General features: G+C 72.1%; 21 protein-coding genes. 3 read left to right on the forward strand and 18 right to left on the reverse strand.

Annotation, left to right across the window (positions count from 1 at the left end):
• Positions 1-25: 25 nt before the first annotated feature.
• Positions 26-799 (reverse strand): enoyl-CoA hydratase/isomerase family protein, encoded by a 774-nt coding sequence (locus IE290_RS07445; RefSeq protein ID WP_191243692.1) that lies wholly within the window; start codon positions 797-799, stop codon positions 26-28.
• A 236-nt stretch (positions 800-1,035) separates the two neighbouring features.
• On the opposite strand from IE290_RS07445, the gene IE290_RS07450 reads away from it, so the two are divergent.
• Entirely contained in the window at positions 1,036-1,458 is a 423-nt protein-coding gene (locus IE290_RS07450) for a hypothetical protein (protein WP_191243693.1), read from the forward strand.
• Here the strand turns inward: IE290_RS07450 and IE290_RS07455 are convergent, their stop codons facing one another.
• The 12 genes from IE290_RS07455 to pdxS form a co-directional block, all read right to left on the reverse strand.
• A complete protein-coding gene (locus tag IE290_RS07455) occupies positions 1,459-3,789 on the reverse strand; it encodes a RelA/SpoT family protein (RefSeq protein WP_191243694.1) in 2,331 nt (776 codons plus the stop codon).
• Between the two features lie 106 nt (positions 3,790-3,895).
• Positions 3,896-4,414, reverse strand: coding sequence for an adenine phosphoribosyltransferase (locus tag IE290_RS07460; RefSeq protein WP_191243695.1), 519 nt, complete (start codon positions 4,412-4,414; stop codon positions 3,896-3,898).
• 1 nt (position 4,415) lies between these two features.
• Positions 4,416-5,645, reverse strand: a complete 1,230-nt coding sequence (secF, locus tag IE290_RS07465; protein ID WP_191243696.1) for a protein translocase subunit SecF — start codon at positions 5,643-5,645, stop codon at positions 4,416-4,418.
• A 1-nt stretch (position 5,646) separates the two neighbouring features.
• Positions 5,647-7,221, reverse strand: coding sequence for a protein translocase subunit SecD (gene secD / locus IE290_RS07470; RefSeq protein WP_191243697.1), 1,575 nt, complete (start codon positions 7,219-7,221; stop codon positions 5,647-5,649).
• A gap of 142 nt (positions 7,222-7,363) precedes the next feature.
• Positions 7,364-7,774 (reverse strand): preprotein translocase subunit YajC, encoded by a 411-nt coding sequence (gene yajC / locus IE290_RS07475; RefSeq protein WP_191243698.1) that lies wholly within the window; start codon positions 7,772-7,774, stop codon positions 7,364-7,366.
• A 99-nt stretch (positions 7,775-7,873) separates the two neighbouring features.
• Positions 7,874-8,857, reverse strand: coding sequence for a Holliday junction branch migration DNA helicase RuvB (gene ruvB, locus IE290_RS07480; RefSeq protein WP_229874333.1), 984 nt, complete (start codon positions 8,855-8,857; stop codon positions 7,874-7,876).
• An 87-nt stretch (positions 8,858-8,944) separates the two neighbouring features.
• Positions 8,945-9,538 carry a Holliday junction branch migration protein RuvA gene (gene ruvA / locus IE290_RS07485; protein WP_191243699.1) on the reverse strand — a complete coding sequence of 198 codons (594 nt, stop codon included), beginning with the start codon at positions 9,536-9,538 and terminating at the stop codon, positions 8,945-8,947.
• A complete protein-coding gene (gene ruvC, locus IE290_RS07490; protein ID WP_191243700.1) occupies positions 9,535-10,164 on the reverse strand; it encodes a crossover junction endodeoxyribonuclease RuvC in 630 nt (209 codons plus the stop codon). Before ruvC ends, ruvA begins: the two co-directional genes overlap by 4 nt.
• 96 nt (positions 10,165-10,260) lie before the next feature.
• Complete coding sequence (locus tag IE290_RS07495) at positions 10,261-10,779, reverse strand: DUF4262 domain-containing protein (protein ID WP_191243701.1); 519 nt, start codon at positions 10,777-10,779, stop codon at positions 10,261-10,263.
• Between the two features lie 109 nt (positions 10,780-10,888).
• Complete coding sequence (locus IE290_RS07500; RefSeq protein ID WP_094008396.1) at positions 10,889-11,641, reverse strand: YebC/PmpR family DNA-binding transcriptional regulator; 753 nt, start codon at positions 11,639-11,641, stop codon at positions 10,889-10,891.
• Complete coding sequence (gene pdxT / locus IE290_RS07505; protein WP_191243702.1) at positions 11,638-12,273, reverse strand: pyridoxal 5'-phosphate synthase glutaminase subunit PdxT; 636 nt, start codon at positions 12,271-12,273, stop codon at positions 11,638-11,640. Before pdxT ends, IE290_RS07500 begins: the two co-directional genes overlap by 4 nt.
• Before the next feature lie 283 nt (positions 12,274-12,556).
• The gene (gene pdxS, locus IE290_RS07510) at positions 12,557-13,471 is read right to left on the reverse strand and encodes a pyridoxal 5'-phosphate synthase lyase subunit PdxS (RefSeq protein ID WP_191243703.1); all 915 of its coding nucleotides are present in this window, start codon (positions 13,469-13,471) and stop codon (positions 12,557-12,559) included.
• A gap of 208 nt (positions 13,472-13,679) precedes the next feature.
• Between pdxS and IE290_RS07515 the strand changes: the two genes are divergently transcribed.
• Positions 13,680-15,803 carry an elongation factor G-like protein EF-G2 gene (locus IE290_RS07515; RefSeq protein WP_191243704.1) on the forward strand — a complete coding sequence of 708 codons (2,124 nt, stop codon included), beginning with the start codon at positions 13,680-13,682 and terminating at the stop codon, positions 15,801-15,803.
• Positions 15,804-15,846: 43 nt separating this feature from the next.
• The gene (locus IE290_RS07520; protein WP_191243705.1) at positions 15,847-16,161 is read left to right on the forward strand and encodes a hypothetical protein; all 315 of its coding nucleotides are present in this window, start codon (positions 15,847-15,849) and stop codon (positions 16,159-16,161) included.
• Positions 16,162-16,277: 116 nt separating this feature from the next.
• On the opposite strand, the gene IE290_RS07525 is transcribed toward IE290_RS07520, so the two are convergent.
• Genes IE290_RS07525 through pgsA form a run of 5 tightly spaced genes read right to left on the reverse strand, consistent with a single transcriptional unit; the run spans position 16,278 to position 19,940 of the window.
• Positions 16,278-16,778, reverse strand: coding sequence for an XdhC family protein (locus IE290_RS07525; RefSeq protein WP_191243706.1), 501 nt, complete (start codon positions 16,776-16,778; stop codon positions 16,278-16,280).
• Positions 16,779-16,787: 9 nt separating this feature from the next.
• Positions 16,788-17,282 (reverse strand): NUDIX hydrolase, encoded by a 495-nt coding sequence (locus tag IE290_RS07530; RefSeq protein WP_191243707.1) that lies wholly within the window; start codon positions 17,280-17,282, stop codon positions 16,788-16,790.
• Positions 17,279-18,418 (reverse strand): glycosyltransferase family 4 protein, encoded by a 1,140-nt coding sequence (locus IE290_RS07535; RefSeq protein ID WP_191243708.1) that lies wholly within the window; start codon positions 18,416-18,418, stop codon positions 17,279-17,281. The genes IE290_RS07530 and IE290_RS07535 overlap by 4 nt, the downstream gene beginning before the upstream one ends.
• Positions 18,415-19,332 (reverse strand): phosphatidylinositol mannoside acyltransferase, encoded by a 918-nt coding sequence (locus IE290_RS07540; protein WP_191243709.1) that lies wholly within the window; start codon positions 19,330-19,332, stop codon positions 18,415-18,417. Before IE290_RS07540 ends, IE290_RS07535 begins: the two co-directional genes overlap by 4 nt.
• The gene (gene pgsA, locus IE290_RS07545; protein WP_191243710.1) at positions 19,332-19,940 is read right to left on the reverse strand and encodes a phosphatidylinositol phosphate synthase; all 609 of its coding nucleotides are present in this window, start codon (positions 19,938-19,940) and stop codon (positions 19,332-19,334) included. The genes IE290_RS07540 and pgsA overlap by 1 nt, the downstream gene beginning before the upstream one ends.
• Positions 19,941-20,054 lie beyond the last annotated feature (114 nt).

Raw genomic sequence — 20,054 nt, forward strand, 5'->3', positions numbered from 1 at the left:
GTGGACTCCCAGGCCGCTTTCGCGTTCAGGAGGCGGTGAACTTCGGCGGGCGGCGGGCGAGGAAGGCCGCCACGCCCTCGGCGTAGTCCTCGCCGTGGACGGCGGCGGAGCGGATCTCCTCGACCTCGCTGTCGCTTTCGGACTGTCCGTCGAGGATCTTGCCGATGATCCGGTTCATGCCGCGGATCGAGGCCTGCGAACGGGAACACAGGGTGGCGACGAAGTCCGACACCCCGGCGTCGACGTCGGCGAAGGTGTCGTTGACGAGGCCGATCTCGCGGGCGCGGGCGGCGTCGATGAGCTGGCCGGACAGCAGGAAGTAGCGCGCGTGCGCGGGCCCGATCAGCGACACCAGCTGGTGCGTGGAGCGGAAGTCGTAGACGATGCCGAGTTTCGCCGGGGTGATCCCGAAGCGCGCGGTGGTGTCGGAGAAGCGGAAGTCGCAGGCGACGGAGACCTGGCAGCCGCCGCCGATGCAGTTGCCGCGGATCTTCGCCACGGTCGGCTTGGTCATGCCGGCGAGCGCGGTCACCGCGCCCTCGACGACCTTGTCGTAGGCGGCGGCGCCGTCGGCGGTGGAGCGCAGGCTGCCGAACTCGGAGATGTCCGCGCCCGCGGAGAAGTCGTCGCCCGCCCCGGTGAGCACGAGCACCTTGAGCGCCGCATCGCGCTCGACTTCGCTCACGACGTCCGGAATCGCCGCCCACATGTCGTGGGTGATCGCGTTCTTCTTCTCCGGCCGCGCGAACGTCAGCGTGGCCACTGCCCCCTCGCGCGCGAACTCCAGCCCTGGTGCCATGAACCGACCCTAGAGGTCGGGCAGGGCCGGGCGCCGTGAGGCAGGCCACCACGACCGGCCGTGGGTCTCACCCGGGTGGGGAGTCCCATGCGGGATGGCTAACAATGTTCAAGATCGACGCGACTGGGCTGACGAGTGCGTCCGCTGGGGGCGCCCCAGCCCGAGGATGCGCCGCTATGACCGCACAACCGGCCCTGCCATCCCCCGCCGTAGCGCCTCGAAGGGCGCCGAAGACGATGTGGATCGTCTCTGCCATCGCCGCGTTCCTCCTGATCGCGGGTGCCGTGACCCTGGCGTTGACCCTGGGAGCGGAGTCGGCCGGTGGGAAGACGTTCACGCTGAACGGCAGCATGGCCGTGTCGTGCACGTCCACGTACGGCTGCGTGGGGTACAGCGACATCCACAGTGGAGCGCAGGTCGAGGTCTACAACGAGAAGCGGGAAATTCTCGCCACCGGCTACCTCACCAAGGCATCGGAGCCGAGCGCGAGCCGCGGTGGCTACTCAACCTCCGTGGTCACGACCTACACGTTCACGATTCCGGACGTTCCGCGCGGAGCGAAGCAGTACGGCGTGCACGTGGGCAATGACAACCGGGGCATCATCTGGGCCACCGAGGACGATGCATCGACGCTCGGCTTCGTCCTCACGCTCGGCTGACTACGACGCGGACGTGACGCGGTACACGTCGTAGACGCCCTCCACGCCGCGCACCACCTTCAGCACGTGGCCCAGGTGCTTGGGGTCGCCCATCTCGAAGGTGAACCGGCTGACCGCCACCCGGTCCCGCGACGTCTGCACCGACGCGGACAGGATGTTCACCTTCTCGTCGGCCAGCACCTTCGTCACGTCGGACAGCAGGCGGTGCCGATCCAGCGCCTCGACCTGGATGGACACCAGGAACACCGAGTTCGCCGACGGCGCCCACTCCACCTCGACCAGCCGCTCCGGCTGGGCGCGCAGGTCCTCGGCGTTCGTGCAGTCCGTGCGGTGCACGCTGACGCCACCACCGCGGGTGACGAACCCGAGGATCTCGTCGCCGGGCACCGGGGTGCAGCAGCGCGCCAGCTTGGTCCACACGTCGGTGGCGTCCTTGACCACCACGCCGACGTCGTTGCCCGCCCGCCGCCTCGTCACCGTGGACGGCGTGGACCGGGCGGCCAGCTCGTCCTCGGCCTCCTCCACGCCACCGATCAGGGCCACCAGCCGCTGCACGACGTGCTTGGCGCTGACGTGGCCCTCGCCGACCGCGGCGTACAGCGAGCTGATGTCCGGGTGGTGCAGCTCGGCCGCCAGCGCGCCCATCGCCTCCGCCGACACCAGGCGCTGCAACGGGAGGCCGACCTTGCGGACCTCCTTGGTGATCGCGTCCTTGCCGGCGTCGATCGCCTCGTCGCGGCGTTCCTTGGCGAACCACTGGCGGATCTTGGCGCGCGCCTTGGGCGACTTGGCGAACGTCAGCCAGTCGCGGCTGGGCCCGGAGTTCTCCGCCTTCGAGGTGAAGATCTCGACGACGTCGCCGTTCTCCAGCTTGCGTTCCAGCGCCACGAGCCGGCCGTTGACGCGGGCGCCGATGCACCGGTGCCCGACCTCGGTGTGCACGGCGTAGGCGAAGTCCACCGGCGTGCCGCCGACCGGCAGCGTCACCACGTCGCCCTTGGGCGTGAACACGAAGATCTCGCGGGCGGCCAGTTCGTAGCGCAGCGAGTCGAGGAACTCCCCGGGGTCGGCGGCCTCCCGCTGCCAGTCGAGCAGCTGCCGCATCCACGCCATCTCGTCGATGTCGACGGCGGTGCCGTGATGGGTGCCCTTGGTTTCCTTGTACCGCCAGTGCGCGGCGATGCCGTACTCGGCCGTGTGGTGCATCTCGTAGGTGCGGATCTGCACCTCGAGGGGCTTGCCGTCCGGCCCGATCACCGTGGTGTGCAGCGACTGGTACACGCCGAACCGCGGCTGGGCGATGTAGTCCTTGAACCGGCCGGGCATCGGCTGCCACAGCGCGTGCACGACACCCATCGCGGCGTAGCAGTCGCGCACGTCCTCGACCAGGATCCGCACGCCGACCAGGTCGTGGATGTCGTCCAGGTCGCGGCCGCGGACGATCATCTTCTGGTGGATCGAGTAGTAGTGCTTGGGCCGTCCCTCGACCTTCGCGGTGATGCGCGAGCCGCCGAGGGCGCCGGTCAGCTCGTCGATCACCTTGCGCAGGTAGATGTCGCGCGACGGGGCGCGGTCGGCGACCAGGCGGACGATCTCGTCGTACTTCTTGGGCTGCAGGATCGCGAACGCGAGGTCCTCCAGCTCCCACTTGACCGTGGCCATGCCCAGCCGGTGCGCCAGCGGGGCCAGCACCTCGAGGGTCTCCTTGGCCTTGCGGACCTGCTTCTCCGGCGGCAGGAACCGCATGGTGCGCATGTTGTGCAGCCGGTCGGCGAGCTTGATGACCAGCACGCGCGGGTCGCGGGCCATCGCGATGACCATCTTGCGGATGGTCTCGGCCTCGGCCGCGGTGCCCAGCTTGACCTTGTCCAGCTTGGTGACGCCGTCGACGAGCTGCGCGACCTTCTCGCCGAAGTCGGCGGTCAGCTGCTCCACCGAGTAGCCGGTGTCCTCGACCGTGTCGTGCAGCAGCGCCGCGACCAGCGTGGTGGTGTCCATGCCCAGCTCGGCCAGGATGGTCGCCACCGCGAGCGGGTGCGTGATGTACGGGTCGCCGGACTTGCGCCGCTGGTGCCGGTGCAGCTCCTCGGCGACGTCGTAGGCGCGCTGCAGGAGGCTCAGGTCCGCGTTCGGGTGCAGGTCGCGGTGGATCGCGGCGAGCGGTTCCAGGACCTGTTTGACCGGGGCGGCGCGCTGGGCGGTGATCCGCCGCGCGAGCCGGGCGCGGACCCGCCGCGTGGCCGACGGTGCCCTGGTCACGCCCTGCGGCTGCGTGCCGCGGTTGTCGGCGGTCTCCCGGGCGGGCGCCGGGCTCTCGAGCTCCTGGCTCAAGCCCACCTCCTGCTGATCGCGCGGCCTGTAGACCACCAAGCGTAACCCCGGCGGGCCACCTCCTTGTTCCCAGCCGCGCCGACCGCCGCGCTCGCGCGCCGAACGGTCAGGTGACCAGGAGCGAGCTGACCTTCCGGCCGCTCAGCGCCGACCGCCCGTCGAGGGCGGCCAGCTCCATCACCACGGACACGCCGGTGACCGTCGCGCCCGCGTTTTCCAGCAGCTCACAGGCCGCGGCGACGGTGCCGCCGGTGGCGAGCACGTCGTCGACCACCACGGCCCGCTGCCCCGGCCGCACCACGCCCGAGGGCAGCTCCAGCGTCGCCGTGCCGTACTCCAGGGCGTAGTCCACCCGGCCCGCCACGCTGGGCAGCTTGCCGGGCTTGCGCACCAGCACCACGCCCATCGCGCGGGCGTAGCCGACGGCGGCGGCGAGCAGGAACCCGCGCGCCTCGACCGCGGCCAGCACGTCGGTGCCCGGGTCGACCGTGGCCGCCAGGGCGTCGATCACCGCCGCGAACCCGTCGGCGTCGGCGAACAGCGGCGACAGGTCCCGGAACAGCACTCCGGGCTCCGGGAAGTCCGGCACCTCGGCGATCAGGCCGAGCGCACGCTCCAGGTCCACGTCAGCGCTTCCGCTTGCCCGAGGGCCGCCCGCGCCGCGGCTGCGCCTTCGGGGTGCGGGCCGGGACGCTCGCGGCGGCCGCGTACGCCTTCTCCTTGCGCAGCTCGGCGCCCAGCGCCTCGTCGTCGCTCGCGTCGAAGTCCTCTTCGCGCTCGGCGGCCTTGCGCGCCTGGTTGGCGCGGCGCGCCCGGACCCGGTCGGCCTGCTGCCGGTACTTCGGGTCGCGCATCTTGAAGTCGACCAGCAGCGGGGTCGCCAGGAACAGCGACGACAGCACGCCGGCGAGCATGCCGCTCAGCTGCACCAGCGCGAGGTCCTGCAGCGTGCCGGAGCCGAGCAGGATGTAGCCGACGACCAGCAGGCCCAGCACCGGCAGCAGCGCGATGACCGAGGTGTTGATCGAGCGCATCAGCGTCTGGTTCAGCGCCAGGTTCGCGGTCTCGGCGTAGGTGCGGCGGGTCAGGCCGAGGATGCCGCGGGTGTTCTCCTTGACCTTGTCGAACACCACCACGGTGTCGTAGAGGGAGAACCCGAGGATGGTCAGCAGGCCGATCACGGTCGCCGGGGTGACCTCGAACCCGACAAGCGAGTAGATGCCCGCGGTGACGAGGATGTCGTGCACCAGCGCGATGAGCGCGGTGACCGCCATCCAGCGTTCGAAGTAGACCGCGAGGAACACGGTCACCAGGACCATGAACACGGCGAGCGCGATCAGCGCCTGCTTGGAGATCTCCTGGCCCCAGGACGCGCTCACCGCGCTGTCGCTGATGGCCTGCACGCTCGCCTGGCCGTTGCCGCCGATCGGCTTGAGCCGGTCGAACAGGGTCTGCTTGACCTTGGCGACCTGGTCGGCGTCCAGGGTGTCCGAGCGCAGCTCGACGGTGGCCGCGTCGCCGACGCCGACCGTCTGCGCCGAGTCGGCCTGCTGACCGAGCGCGTCGGCGAACGCCTGCTTGGCGGCGTCGGCGGTGATCGGGCCGTTCGCGCCGCGCGCCGGCATCTGGATCTGGGTGCCGCCCTCGAACTCGATGCCGAGGTTGAAGCCCTTGATGCCGATCGAGGCGATGCAGACCAGCACCAGGACGGCGAAGAAGATGTACCAGCGCTTGCGCTTGCCGACGATGTCGAAGGCGCCGGTGCCGACGTAGAGGCGGTGGAACACGCTCTCCTTGCCGGCCTTCGTCGTGGCCGGCGCGGCGTCGGTGCTCTGGGTGTTCGGCTCGTCTGCCACGTCAGGACTCCTTCGCGCCCGCGCCGGCGGGCACCTTGCGCGCGGACCGGCGCTGCGCGGCCAGCGTCTGCACGCCGCCGAGGCCGGTGAGCTTCGGCTGGGACAGGAACTTCGACTTCGACGCCAGCGCGACCAGCGGGTGCGTCACGAGGAACACCACGATCAGGTCGAGCACGGTCGACATGCCCAGGGTGAACGCGAAGCCCTGGACATCGCCGACCGCGATGGCGTAGAGCACCGCGGACGCGAGGAACATGACCGCGTCCGAGGCGAGGATCGTGCGCCGGGCGCGCACCCAGCCACGCGGCACCGCCGACCGGAAGCTGCGCCCACCCTCGCGGATCTCGTCCTTGAGCCGTTCGAAGAACACCACGAACGAGTCCGCGGTGACACCGATGGCGATGATGAACCCGGCGACCCCGGCCAGGTCCAGGGTGAAGTTGATCCAGCGCCCGAGCAGGACAAGGACCGCGTAGACGATCAGGCCGGACAGCGCCAGCGAGACGACCGTGAGCACCCCGAGCAGCCGGTAGTAGACCAGGCAGTAGACGAACACCAGGGCCAGGCCGATGCCGCCGGCGATCAGGCCCGCCTTGAGCGAGGCCAGGCCGAGCGTGGCCGACACGGTGGTGGCGTCGGAGGAGGTGAACGACAGCGGTAGCGAGCCGTACTTCAGGATGTCCGCGAGGTCCTTGGTCTGGGCCTGCGTGAAGTTGCCGCTGATCTGGGTGTTGCCGTCCAGGATCGCGCTCTGGATCGTCGGCGCGGACACGACCTGGGTGTCGAGCACGAACGCGGCGCGCTGGCCGATGTTCTTCGTGGTGAAGTCGGCCCATGTCTGGCGGCCGTCGGACTTGAACGACAGGTCGACCGTCCAGCCGGGCTTGTTCTGCGCCGGCGCCGAGGACATCGCGTTGTCGATCTCGGTGCCCTTCAGGAACACCGGGCCGAGCAGGTACTTCTCGGTGCCGGTCTGGTCGCAGGCGAGCAGCGGCAGGTTCGGGTCGTCGTTGCCGCGCAGCGGGTCCTGCGTGGAGCAGGTGAACGCGGCCAGCGCCTGCGCGGCCGTGGGGCCTGCGGCGAGCGTGTCGCCGCTGCCGGTCACCAGGTCGGCGGCCTGGCGGGCGGCCTTGGCCTGCTGGATCGCGGCCGGGTCGTCGGCCTGCCCGGCGGGCGGCGCGACCGGCGGGGTGGTCACCGTCTGCGCGTCGATCACCTTGCGGAAGCCGAGCTGGGCGGTCTGGCCGAGCTTCTTGGCCTGGTCGCCCTGCTCACCGGGCACGGTGATGACGATGTTGCTGCCGTCGAGGATCACCTCGGTGCCGCTGACGCCGATCCCGTTGACGCGGGTCTCGATGATCTGGCGGGCCTGGTTGAGGGACTCGCGCGAGGGGGCCGAGCCGTCCGGGGTGCGGGCGCTCAGCGTCACCCGGGTGCCGCCCTGCAGGTCGATGCCCAGCTTCGGGGTGGGCTTGCCGCCGCCGGTGAAGAACACCAGGGCGTAGAGCACGACCACGATCAGGACGAAGAAGCCGAGATAGCGTCCCGGGCGGATCCGCCCGGCCGGTGGTGCCACGGTGGTCGTTCTCCTCGACGGTCAGCTACGCGGGAACTCGTGCCGCCTACGCGGCGGTACGCAGACACTACTCGCCGCGTTGTGAACGCGGCGTTGACCCCGGCGTCACCGTCGGACGCCGGGGTGTTGCGCTGGCGACGGGCTACTTCTTCTCGCTCTCCAGCGAGGAAGCAGCGGTCTTCTCGTCGGCCTGGGCCTTGGGCGCCACCGTGGTGTCCGGGGTCTCGGTGACCTCGGCGGTCTCCACCACGGTCTCGTCGTCCTCGTCGGCCTCGACCTCGTCGACCACCTCGGGCGCGACCTTCTCGCGCACCGCCTGGCGCAGCCAGGTCGTCACGACACCGGGCGCGATCTCGATGTCGATCGTGGTGTCGTTGCTGGTGTCGGCCACCGTGCCGTAGAGGCCGGAGGTCGTCATCACCCGGTCGCCCTCGGACAGGCTGCTCTGCAGCTTCTGCTGCTCCTGCACGGCACGCTTCTGCTTCCGGGTGCCCATCACCAGCGGGATCGCCACGACGAGCATGAGCAGCAACGGCAGGAAAAGCTGTTCCATGATTCTCCATTCGGTGTCACGGCCCCCGGCCGCCACACCTATTTGTCCGGATGTGCTCTTTCGAGTGTGCCAGGCACCACTGACCAGGCCAGCACCCGGTTAGTCGAACAGGGTAGGCCCTGCCTGGTCCGGGCGGGGCGGTGGGCGCAGACCCAGGTGTTCCCAGGCACTCGGCGTCGCCACCCGGCCACGCGGGGTGCGCGCGAGCATACCCGCGCGCACCAGGTAGGGCTCGCAGACTTCCTCCACCGTCGCCGGTTCCTCACCCACGGCGACGGCGAGCGTGGAGACCCCGACCGGGCCGCCGCCGAAGGAGTGCACCAGCGCCTCCAGCACGGCCCGGTCCAGCCGGTCCAGGCCCAGCTCGTCGACGTCGTAGACAGCCAGCGCGGCGCGCGCGACGGCCAGGGTGACCCGGCCGTCCTCGCGCACCTCGGCGTAGTCGCGGACACGGCGCAGCAGCCGGTTGGCGATGCGGGGCGTGCCGCGCGAGCGGCGGGCGATCTCCGCGCTGCCCTCGGCGTCGATCTCGATGTCCAGGATCTTCGCCGAGCGGCGGATCACCTGGTCGAGCTCGTGATCGGCGTAGAACTCCATCTGGCCGGTGAAGCCGAACCGGTCGCGCAGCGGGCCGGTCAGGGCGCCGGAGCGGGTAGTGGCGCCGACCAGGGTGAACGGGGCGATCTCCAGCGGGATGCTGGTGGCGCCCGGCCCCTTGCCGACCACCACGTCGACCCGGAAGTCCTCCATCGCCAGGTACAGCATCTCCTCGGCGGGGCGGGCGATGCGGTGGATCTCGTCGATGAACAGCACGTCGCCCTCGGCGAGGTTGGACAGCATCGCGGCGAGGTCGCCGGCCCGTTCCAGGGCCGGGCCGGAGGTGATGCGGATGGACGCGTCCAGCTCCGCCGCGACGATCATCGCCAGGCTCGTCTTGCCCAGGCCGGGCGGGCCGGACAGCAGCACGTGGTCCGGCGGGACCCCGCGACGCCGGGCGCTTTCCAGCACCAGTTCCAGCTGCTCGCGCACGCGGGGCTGGCCGATGAACTCGCTCAGCCGGCTCGGGCGCAGCGTCGTCTCCATCTCACGCTCGCCCAGCTGGGGCAGCGCGGAGAGGGTCTCGTCCGCCGGGTGCTCGGTCACCTCGTCATCGTGCACGCGTCAGCTGCCTCACTTGCGCCCGAGGGTGCTCAGCGCGGCGCGGAGCACGGCCGGGGTGGTGTCGGCCTGGCCCGCGGCGAGCACCTTCTCCACGGCCTGCTCGGCCTGCTTGGCGGGGAACCCGAGGCCGGTGAGGGCCTCCACGACCTCGGCGCGCACCGCGCCGGCGGCCGGGGCCGCGGTGGTCTCGGCGCCGGCGCCGGCCGCGGTGACCTTGTCGCGCAGCTCGAGGGTGAGCCGCTCGGCGCCCTTGCGGCCGATGCCCGGCACCTGGGTGAGGACGGTGATGTTGCCTTCGGCCAGCGCGGTGCGCAGCTTGTCCGGATCGAGAACGGCCAGCGCGGCCAGCGCCAGGCGCGGGCCGATGCCGGAGACGGTCTGCAGCAGGCCGAACAGCTCGCGGGCCTCGGCGTCGGCGAAACCGAACAGGGTCAGCGAGTCCTCGCGCACCACCAGCGAGGTGTAGAGACGGACCTCTTCGCCGCGCCGCAACGTGGCCAGCGTGGACGGCGTGGCCTGCACCGCGAGTCCGACCCCGCCGACCTCCACCACGACGTGGTCGAGCCCGACCGAGAGCACTTCGCCCCGGACCGAGGAGATCATCCCCGCACTCCCTTCCCTGGTGTCCGCGTGTTCCTCCGGCGCGGAACCGCCGCCGACACGGTATTGGCCGCCTTCGCCGCGGCGGCGAGCCGGGCCTGGTGCGCGCGGGCGAGTTCGGCCGCGCGGGCCTCGGCCTCGGCGAGGCGGTCGCGCATCGGCTGACGCCACAGGTGGCAGATGGCCAGCGCGAGGGCGTCGGCCGCGTCGGCCGGGCGGGGCGCCTGCGCGAGCCCGAGCAGCCGGGTCACCATGCCGGTGACCTGCGCCTTGTCCGCGCGGCCGCTGCCGGTGACGGCGGCCTTGACCTCGCTCGGGGTGTGGAACACGACCGGCAGCCCGCGCCGGGCGGCGGCCAGCGCCACGACTCCCCCGGCCTGCGCGGTGCCCATCGCGGTGCGCACGTTGTGCTGGCTGAAAACACGCTCGACGGCGACCGCCTGCGGGCGGTAGGTGTCCAGCCAGTGCTCGACGGCGTCGGAGACCGCGAGCAGGCGCCGCTCCAGGGTGTCGTCGACCGGGGTGCGGACGACGTCCACGGCCACGCAGCTGACGGTGCGGCCGGTGCCCCCGTCCACCACGCCGAGCCCGCACCGGGTCAGCCCGGGGTCCACGCCGAGCACTCGCACCGATCGCCCTCCTGCCGCCGAACACGCGTTCGAGGTGAGGCTACCGCGCCGGGCCGCGCCGTCCCGGCACGACGCGCCGGGACGGATGATCGTCCACTAAGGACCGTCGACGCCCGGGGTCCAGCTCTCCGGCGCGCCGCTCTCGGTGAGCACCGGCTGCCAGTCGGCGAAACCCTCCGGCGCGCCCGCGCTCCACGGCCAGTGGCCGTCCGGCGTGGCGACGATGATCTGCACGGCCGGGAAGTCGCCGTCCGGGTAGACCAGGAACGCGCTGCCGAAGTACTCGAGGTAGTGCCCCTTGGCGACGCGCTCGAAGGTGACCGGCACGCCCTCGAAGAAGTCGTCGTAGACCTTGCCCGGCACGAACTCCTCGCCGTTGGCCGCGCGGTCGACGTAGGCGTCGAGCAGGACCGGGGCCATCTGCTCGGGCAGCCCGACGACGACGGCCTCGGGGACCTCGTGCAGCGCCCACACGCACGCCGTGAACGCGTACCCGGCCCCGGAATCGTCGCCCGCCACGGAGATCACCGCGTTGCCGCGGGTCTCGGCCTGGTTGACGATCCACTCGAGGAGGTCGGAGTCTTCGGGCGCGAGGGTCTCGGTCACGGGCGGCATTCTGCCGTACACGGGCCGAGCCCGGACAGCCCCCGTCGGTGGAAAATTTCCGTTGCACGCCAAGGCCCCCCGGTGCGGGTGCGCCGGGGGGCCTCGGTGGTCGCGGGTGTTAGGCGCCGACTTCTTCGAGCACCTCGTCGGACACGTCGAAGTTGGCGTAGACGTTCTGGACGTCGTCGCAGTCCTCGAGCGCGTCGATCAGCCGGAAGACCTTCTTGGCGCCCTCGGCGTCGAGCGGGACGCTCACCGACGGCAGGAACGTCGGGTCGGCCGACTCGTAGTCGTAGCCGGCGTCCTGCAGCGCCTTGCGGACGTTGACCAGGTCGGTGGCCTCGGAGACGATCTCGAAGTTGTCGCCGAGGTCGTTGACCTCTTCGGCGCCCGCGTCCAGGACGGCCATCAGCACGTCGTCCTCGGACAGGTCGTTCTTGGGCATGATCACCACGCCCTTGCGGTTGAACAGGTACGACACCGAGCCCGGGTCGGCGAGGGAGCCGCCGTTGCGGGTCAGCGCGGTGCGCACCTCGCCGGCCGCGCGGTTGCGGTTGTCGGTCAGGCACTCGATCAGCACGGCGACGCCGTTGGGGCCGTAGCCCTCGTAGTTGATCGTCTGCCAGTCCGCGCCGCCCGCTTCCTCACCGGCGCCGCGCTTGCGGGCGCGCTCGATGTTGTCCTGCGGGACCGAGTTCTTCTTCGCCTTCTGGATGGCGTCGTAGAGGGTCGGGTTGCCCTCGGGATCGCCCCCGCCGGTCCGCGCGGCGACCTCGATGTTCTTGATGAGTCTCGCGAACAGCTTGCCACGCTTGGCGTCGAGGGCGGCCTTCTTGTGCTTCGTGGTGGCCCACTTGGAGTGGCCGCTCATCTCTCCTCCGTCTCGCTCGTCGTCGCCGCGTCCCGCACCATCTCCACGAACAGGCGATGGACCCGATCGTCCCCGGTCAGCTCCGGGTGGAAGGCCGTGGCGAGCACCGGCCCCTGCCGGACCGCGACGATCCTAGCGCCGGTGGTCTCCGTCGCGGGCACCGTGGCCAGGACCTCGACCCCGTCGCCGGTTTTTTCCACCCAGGGGGCGCGGATGAAGACCGCGTGCAGGGGGCCGCCGGCCAGTCGCGCGAAGTCGAGGTCCTCCTCGAAGGAGTCCACCTGGCGGCCGAAGGCGTTGCGCCGGACGATGACGTCCAGCGCGCCGAGCTGGTGCTGGTCGGGGCGGCCGTCCAGGGCCTGCTTGGCGAGCAGGATCATGCCCGCGCACGACCCGAAGGCCGGCATGCCCCCGGCGAGCCGCTGCCGGAGTGGTTCGAGCAGCTCGAAGGTCTCCAGCAGGCGCGACATCGTGGTGGACTCGCCGCCGGGCAGGACGAGCCCGTCGACAGCGGCGAGCTCCGGCTCCCGGCGGACGGTGACGGCCCGCCCGCCGGCGCGCTCGACCATCGCGGCGTGCTCCCGCACGTCCCCTTGGAGCGCGAGCACGCCGATCACCGGTACCGCGGACACCTGACCTCCTGAAACGCGTGGTGATTACTGTATTCCGCCGCGGGCCTCGCCGGGTGCGTGAGGCCCGGGCGAGCACGCCTCGGGGCGATGCCCGGCGGGCGCGCCGTCGGAGCTCCCGGCCGCTGGGGCTCCCGCAGGCGGGTGAGCCGGCTCCTCCGGCACGACAGCACCGTTCCGCGGCACGGGAGGACCTCTCGCGCGCCACGAAAGGGCCACTCGCGCCTTCACGACTGGCCCCTTCGTGCGGACGAAACTCCGGCGGAGGGACGACCTCCGGCCGCGCCTACCAGCCGCGCTCGGCGAGCCGGTGCGGTTCCGGCACGTCGTCCACGTTGATGCCCACCATCGCCTCGCCGAGGCCGCGCGACACCTTCGCGATCACGTCCGGGTCGTCGTGGAACGTGGTCGCCTTGACGATCGCCTCGGCGCGCTTGGCCGGGTCGCCCGACTTGAAGATCCCCGATCCGACGAACACGCCCTCGGCGCCCAGCTGCATCATCATCGCCGCGTCGGCCGGCGTCGCGATCCCGCCGGCGGTGAACAGCACGACCGGCAGCTTGCCCTTCTCCGCGACCTCGCGCACCAGCTCGTACGGGGCCTGCATCTCCTTGGCCGCCACGTACAGCTCGTCCTCCGGCAGCGACGTCAGCCGCCGGATCTCGGCGCGGATCTTGCGCATGTGGGTGGTCGCGTTCGACACGTCGCCGGTGCCGGCCTCGCCCTTGGAGCGGATCATCGCGGCGCCCTCGTTGATGCGGCGCAGCGCCTCGCCCAGGTTCGTCGCCCCGCACACGAACGGCACGGTGAACGCCCACTTGTCGATGTGGTTGGCGTAGTCGGCCGGGGTGAGCACCTCGGACTCGTCGATGTAGTCCACCCCGAGCGACTGCAGCACCTGCGCCTCGACGAAGTGGCCGATGCGCGCCTTGGCCATCACCGGGATGGACACCGTGTTGATGATGCCCTCGATGAGGTCCGGGTCGCTCATGCGCGCGACCCCGCCCTGCGCGCGGATGTCGGCGGGCACCCGCTCCAGCGCCATCACGGCCACCGCACCGGCGTCCTCGGCGATCTTGGCCTGCTCGGGGGTGACGACGTCCATGATCACGCCGCCCTTGAGCATCTCGGCCATGCCGCGCTTGACGCGCGCGGTGCCCCGCTCGGGCGTGGCGGAACTGCTGGACTGAACTTCGGACACGACAGGACGCCTTTCACGAAAACACGAAGGGGTTCGGTGTCCAGTTTAGGTTCTGGTGGACCGCTCCCCCAGGCCAGTTCGCCGCGATCTCAGCAGTCCACTTTTCGCTCCGCAGGCGCAACCTGCCCCCGCGGGCTTGCCGGACCATGCTCGCCGGGTGTGTGATCGAGGACACACCTTTCGACAGCGTCGTCCCGGGGAGCCCGCCATGGCCGACAAACAAGCCCGCACCGTCGATGCCGGAGCCGCGGTCGCTGTGGACGACCCGGTCAAGGTCCGCAACGTGGTCCTGGTCGGTCCCTCCGGATCCGGCAAGACCACCCTCACCGAGGCCCTGCTCGCGGTGTCCGGCACCGTGACCAGGGCCGGTTCCGTTGTGGAGGGGACCACGGTCTGCGACCACGACCCGGCGGCCGTGCGCCAGCAGCGCTCGGTCGGGCTGTCCGTGGCGCCGGTGATGCACGACGGCCACAAGATCAACCTGATCGACACCCCCGGCTACGCCGACTTCGTGGGCGAGCTGCGCGCCGGGCTGCGCGCCGCCGACGCCGCCCTGTTCGTGGTCAGCGCGTTCGAGGGCGTGGACCCGGCGACGGTGGCCATCTGGGAGGAGTGCGCCGCGGTGGGCATGCCGCGCGCGGTGATCGTCTCGCGCCTGGACCACCACCGCGCGGACCCCGAAAACGAGATCGCCGCGTGCCAGGACGCGTTCGGCGCGGGCGTGCTGCCGCTGTACCTGCCGGCGAGCGGGCCGGAGCCGGGCCTGATCGGGCTGATCACCCGTCGCCGCTACGACTACTCGCAGGGCTTCCCGCCGCGGATGGCCGATCCCTCCGCCGAGGACCTGGAGCGGCTGACCGAGGCGCGCAACGAGCTGATCGAGGGCATCATCGCCGAGAGCGAGGACGAGACCCTCATGGACCGCTACCTGGCCGGCGAGGAGATCAGCGAGGACACCCTGATCGCGGACCTGGAGACGGCCGTGGCCCGCGGGTCGTTCCACCCGGTCATCCCGGTGTGCGCGACCACCGGCGTGGGCCTGGCGGAGGTGCTCGACGGCATCGTGCGCGCGTTCCCGTCGCCGCTGGAGCACAAGCTGCCCTCGGTCACCACCCCCGACGGCGCGCCGCACCCGGCGCTGAGCACCGACCCCGACGGGCCGCTGGCCGCCGAGGTGGTGCGCACCGCCGTGGACTCCTACGTCGGGCGCGTGTCGCTCGTCCGGGTGTTCTCCGGGACGCTGCGACCCGAGCGGCCGGTGCACGTGTCCGGGCACGGCCTGTCCGAGCGCGGCCACGAGGACCACGACACCGACGAACGCGTGGCGCACCTGTACTCGCCGCTGGGCGCGAACCTGCGCGAGGTGCCCTACTGCGTGGCCGGGGACCTGTGCGCGCTGACCAAGGTCGGCTCGGCCGAGACCGGGGACACCGTCTCCTCCCCCGACCACCCGCTGCTGATGCGCCCGTGGCCGATGCCCGAGCCGCTGCTGCCGGTGGCCGTGGTCGCCCGCAACCGCAGCGACGAGGACGCCTTGGCGCGTAACCTGTCCCGCCTCGTGGCCGGTGACCCGACACTGCGGCTGGAACGCAACGCCGAGACGTCGCAACTGGTCCTGTGGTGCATGGGCGAGGCGCACGCCGACGTGGTGCTGTCGCGGTTGCGGGCCGGCGGGGCCGAAGTGGACACCGAGCCGGTCAAGACGAGCCTGCGCGAGACGTTCGCCGGCCCGGCGAAGGGCCACGGGCGGCACGTGAAGCAGTCCGGCGGGCACGGCCAGTACGCGGTGTGCGACATCGAGGTCGAGCCGCTGCCGCGCGGCGCCGGGTTCGAGTTCGTGGACCGGATCGTCGGCGGGGCGATCCCGCACCAGTTCATCCCGAGCGTGGAGAAGGGGGTGCGGGCGCAGCTGCAACGCGGACTGGTGGCCGGCTACCCGGTGGTCGACGTGCGCGTCACGCTCGTCGACGGCAAGGCGCACAGCGTGGACTCCTCGGACGCGGCGTTCCAGACGGCCGGCGCGCTGGCGCTGAAGGAGGCCGCCGCGAACGGGCGGGTCGTGCTGCTCGAACCGCTCGACGAGGTCGACGTGCGGGTGCCCGACGAGTACCTGGGCGCGGTGCTGGGCGACCTGTCCTCGCGGCGGGGCCGGGTGCTGGGCACCGAGTCGGTGGGCGGCGGGCGCAGCGTCATCCGCGCCGAGGTCCCCGCGACCGAGCTGCTGCGCTACACCACGGAGCTGCGGTCGCTCAGCTCCGGCACGGCGACGTTCACCCGGCGGCACACGCGCTACGACCCGCTGCCGGAGAACCTGGCGGCCGCGCACGCCTGAAATTCACGAGCGCGGGCGGCGGTGTGTTGCCTATTCTCGCGGGATGACCGGACAGTACTCGCGCTACCGCCAGGACTCGGAGGTGCTGGCGGCGATCGGGACGGCGATCGGCGAGCACCGGATCACCGTCCGGCTGCCGCGCGCGCTCGCGGACGCCGCCGTGGCCGCGTGGCAGCGCGACGAGACCGAGCCGGTGGCGGTGGAGACGCCGGAGCAGTGGGCGCTGCGCGACCGCGCGGCGGACCTGGCGCTGATCGGGCTCGCGGTGTCCGAGCGGGGCCGCCCGGACGGGGAGTTCGTGACGGTGGATCTGGACCTGGGCACGGCCGGAGCCGCGGCGCGGGCGGCGCTGGACTGACCGGAGCGCGCAACTCGCGGCCACGAATGCGCGAGGGCGTTCGGCGCGCGAGTCCCACGCTCGGGCGGCCCAGCCTTGGTGGCACCGCCGTCGGCGGAAGCGCCAGCCGTGAAGGATCAGCGGGTGAAGAAGCCGCCGGGGCGGCCGTTGCGGTCCGCGATCAGTCCGGCCAGCGTCGCGATCGCGATTTCGGCCGGGCGGCGTGAGCCGATGTCCAGGCCGATCGGGCGGTGCACCCGGGCGATCTCGGCCTCCGGCACTCCCAGCGAGCGCAGCGCCTCGACGTGCGGGCCCTCGTGCCGCGGGTTGCCCATCACCCCGGCCCAGCGCACCGGCCGCGCCAGCACGTCCCGCAGCGCGGCACCCAGCTCGGGCCGGTGGTGGTCGGTCACCACCACGTCGGTGTCGGCGTCCAGGTCCGGCAGCACGGCCGTCGCGCCGGGGGCCGCGCGCGAGGAGTCCGGGTCGTACAGCACCGTCCGGTACCCGAGGTCCGCGCCGTAGCGCAGCAGGAACTCCGCGACCGGGGAGGCGAACACCGCGACCAGCGTCGGTGTCTCCACCGGCGAACCCTCCGCGCCGTGCGCCACCGCGCACGCCGAGTCTTCCGCAGCCATGCTCTGATCTTAGGCGCCGGGCACCGGCGGTTCGGCGATCTCGAAGTACTCCGGCTGCCGCGCCGTGCCGGCGAGCTTGAAGTACCGCACCTTCCGCCGCCGGCGCAGCGCGAGCGCGTCCCGCACCGCGTCGTTGTGCACGCGCCGCGCGATGACGACCCGGTGTTCGGCGTCGGCCAGCTCCTCGGCCAGCGAAGCGGGCAGCCGGGCCCGGTCGATCGACGCGAGCAGCCGGGTCAGCTCGTTCTCCGCGACCTCCCGCTCCGCCCGCGGGGCCTTCTCCGCGATGTCGGCCGCCTCCCGCAAGCCCGGCGCGGCCTCGTCGACGGCGGCCACCGCCCGCGCCACCACCGCCCGCCGCGCCAGCGCCGCGTCCAGCGCCGCCCACCCGGCGTCCAGCCGGACGTGCAGCCGGTCCAGCCGGTTGGCCGTGGCCACCAGGAACAACCCGCCGAGCACGACCACCGCCGCGACGATCGAAACGACCAGCACGAACCAGTTCACAGCGGCGCGTCCTCCGCACTGACCCGCCGCGGGTCGGCCGCGATCGCCGTCTCGTAGACCCGCAGCACCTGCGTCACCACCACCGGCCAGTCGTAGATCGCGACACGCTCCCCCGCCGCCGCGGCCAGCGACGTCCGCCGCGCCGGGTCGCCGAGCAGCTCACGCAGGCAGTTCGCCAGCGCCACGCTGTCGCCGGTGGTGAACAGCGCCCCGGCGCGCCCGTCGTCGAGCACGCGGCGGAACGAGTCCAGGTTGCTCGCCGCCACCGCGGTACCGGCGGCCATCGCCTCGGTGAGGATCATCCCGAAGCTCTCACCGCCGGTGTTGGGCGCGCAGTAGACGTCGACGCTGCGCAGCGCCCGAGCCTTGGTGGCGTCGTCGACCTGGCCGAGCAGCTCCAGGTGCGGCGCCAGCTCCGGGCCCGCCATCCGGCGCAGCACGTCGGCCTCGCCGCGTCCCACCACGAGCAGCCGCAGCTCCGGGAACTCCGGCAGCAGCCGGCGGGCCGCGGCGAGCAGGACCTCCATGCCCTTGCGCGGCTCGGTGAACCGGCCCACGAACCCGATCGTGCCCCCGGCCCGGGGGTAGCCGTCGAGGGGCTGGGCGCGGGAGAAGAACTCGACGTCGACCCCGTTGGGGATCTCCACCGCGTCCCCGCCGGCATGTTCGACCTGCACCCTCCGCGCCAGCGCGGACACCGCGATGCGCGCGGTGATCTTCTCCAGCAGCGGCCGCAGCACCGGCTGGAACGCCGACAGCGTCCGCGACCGCGGCGTGGAGGTGTGGAACGTGGCGACGATCGGCCCGTCGGCGACCTTCAGCGCCAGCAGCGACAGGCTCGGCGCGGCCGGCTCGTGCAGGTGCAGCACGTCGAAACCGCCGTCCCGCAGCCACCGCCGCACGCGCGCGTAGGACACCGGGCCGAACTGCAGCCGCGCGACCGACCCGTTGTACGGGATGCCCAACGCCTTGCCCGCCGGGTGCACGAAGTCCGGCAGGTCGGCGTCGTCGTCCGCCGGCGCCAGCACCGACACCTCGTGCCCGCGGTCCAGCAGCGCCCGCGCCAGGTCCGTGACGTGCCCCTGGACACCACCGGGGACGTCGAAGGAGTACGGGCAGACGATCCCGACCTTCACGCCGCTTCCTCCGTCGCGGAAAAGGTCCCCTCCTCGAAGTCGGCGGTCCACACCTTCTGCATCATGTGCCAGTCCGCCGGGTGCGCCGCGATGTCCCCGGCGAAGACGTCGGCCAGCGCCTGGGTCGCGGCGGGCACCTCGGTGCGGTGCGCCACGCGGATCCGCGGGTGGATGCGGATCCCCCAGCCGTCCTCGGTGAACCAGCTGCCCACCGGCAGCAGCGCGGCGCCGGTGCTGGCCGCCAGCCGCGCCGGGCCGGCCGGCATGCTGGTCTTCTCGCCGAAGAACGACACCGGCACGCCGCTGCCGGACAGGTCGCGGTCGGCGATCAGGCACACCACCCGGTTCTCCCGCAGCCGCTGCAGCAGCAACCGGAACGAGCCGGTGCCGCCGTCGGCGGAGAGGATCTCGAACCCGAGCGACTCGCGGTAGGCCACGAACCGCTGGAACAGCGACTCCGGCTTCAGCCGCTCGACGACCGTGGTGAACGGGCCGTACCGGCCGACCGCCCAGATTCCGGGTACGTCCCAGTTCCCGCTGTGCGGCAGGGCGACCACCGCGCCGTTGCCCTCGGCCAGCGCCGCGTCGAGGTTCTCCACGCCGCTGATGGTCGCGCCGACGCGGGCCCGGATGTCGTCGGCGTCCATGGTGGGCAGGCGGAACGCCTCGTGCCAGTAGCGCGCGTAGGAGCGCACGGCCTGCCGGGTGAGCTCGTCGAGTTCGGTCTCGTCCGCTTGCGGCACGACGCGGGCGAGGTTGCGGCGCAGCTGCCGCACGCCGGGGCCCTTGCGCTTCGCGGCGAAGTCCGCGGCCAGCCCGAAGCCGGCCTTGGCCAGCGGCACCGGCAGGCGGCGCACCACGTTCCAGCCGGCCGCGTAGCCGAGGTCGGCCATCCGCTCGCCGAACCGGCCCATCAGCCCGCCTCCCGGGCGGAGGCGGCGACCGCCAGCATGCGCTGGATCGTGGTGATGATCGAGCCGAGCGCGAGCAGCCACAGGGTGCCCTCGACGGCGAACGGCACGCCCAGCCCCTCCAGACCGGTCCCGACGAGCGCGATGATCAGCCGCTCGGCGCGCTCGATCAGCCCACCGTCGGCCTTGAGCCCCTCCGCCTCGGCACGGGCCTTGATGTAGGAGATCACCTGGGCCAGCACGAGGCAGATCAGGCAGGCCGCGGCGGCGCGCAGGTTGTGCTCGACCGCGAAGCACCACCACGCGATGCCGGCGAACAGGGCGCCGTCGGCGAGCCGGTCGCAGGTCGCGTCCAGGGTCGCGCCGAACGGGGTGCCGTACCCGCGGGCGCGGGCCATCGCGCCGTCGAGCAGGTCGAGCATCGCGAAGCCCCACACGGTGAACGTGCCGGCGAGCAGCATCCCGTTCGGGAAGAACACCAGGGCACAGGCGATCGCGCCGGCCGTGCCGATCATGGTCATCGCGTTCGGGGTGAGCCCGGCCCGCACCAGCGCGTGGCCGAGCGGGTCCAGGGCTCGCGAGACGGACGCTCGCGCGAAGATGTTCAGCATCAGATCGTCGGGGTGGCGGTATCGGCGGGCATGTCCATCGCTCTCGGCGTTCCACCTGGGGCTGCGGGGTCGGTTTGCTGACCGCAGCCTATCCACCCGCTACGACACTCCGGT

The organism is Amycolatopsis deserti (assembly GCF_014653945.1).
GTDB classification, from domain to species: Bacteria; Actinomycetota; Actinomycetes; order Mycobacteriales; family Pseudonocardiaceae; genus Amycolatopsis_E; species Amycolatopsis_E deserti.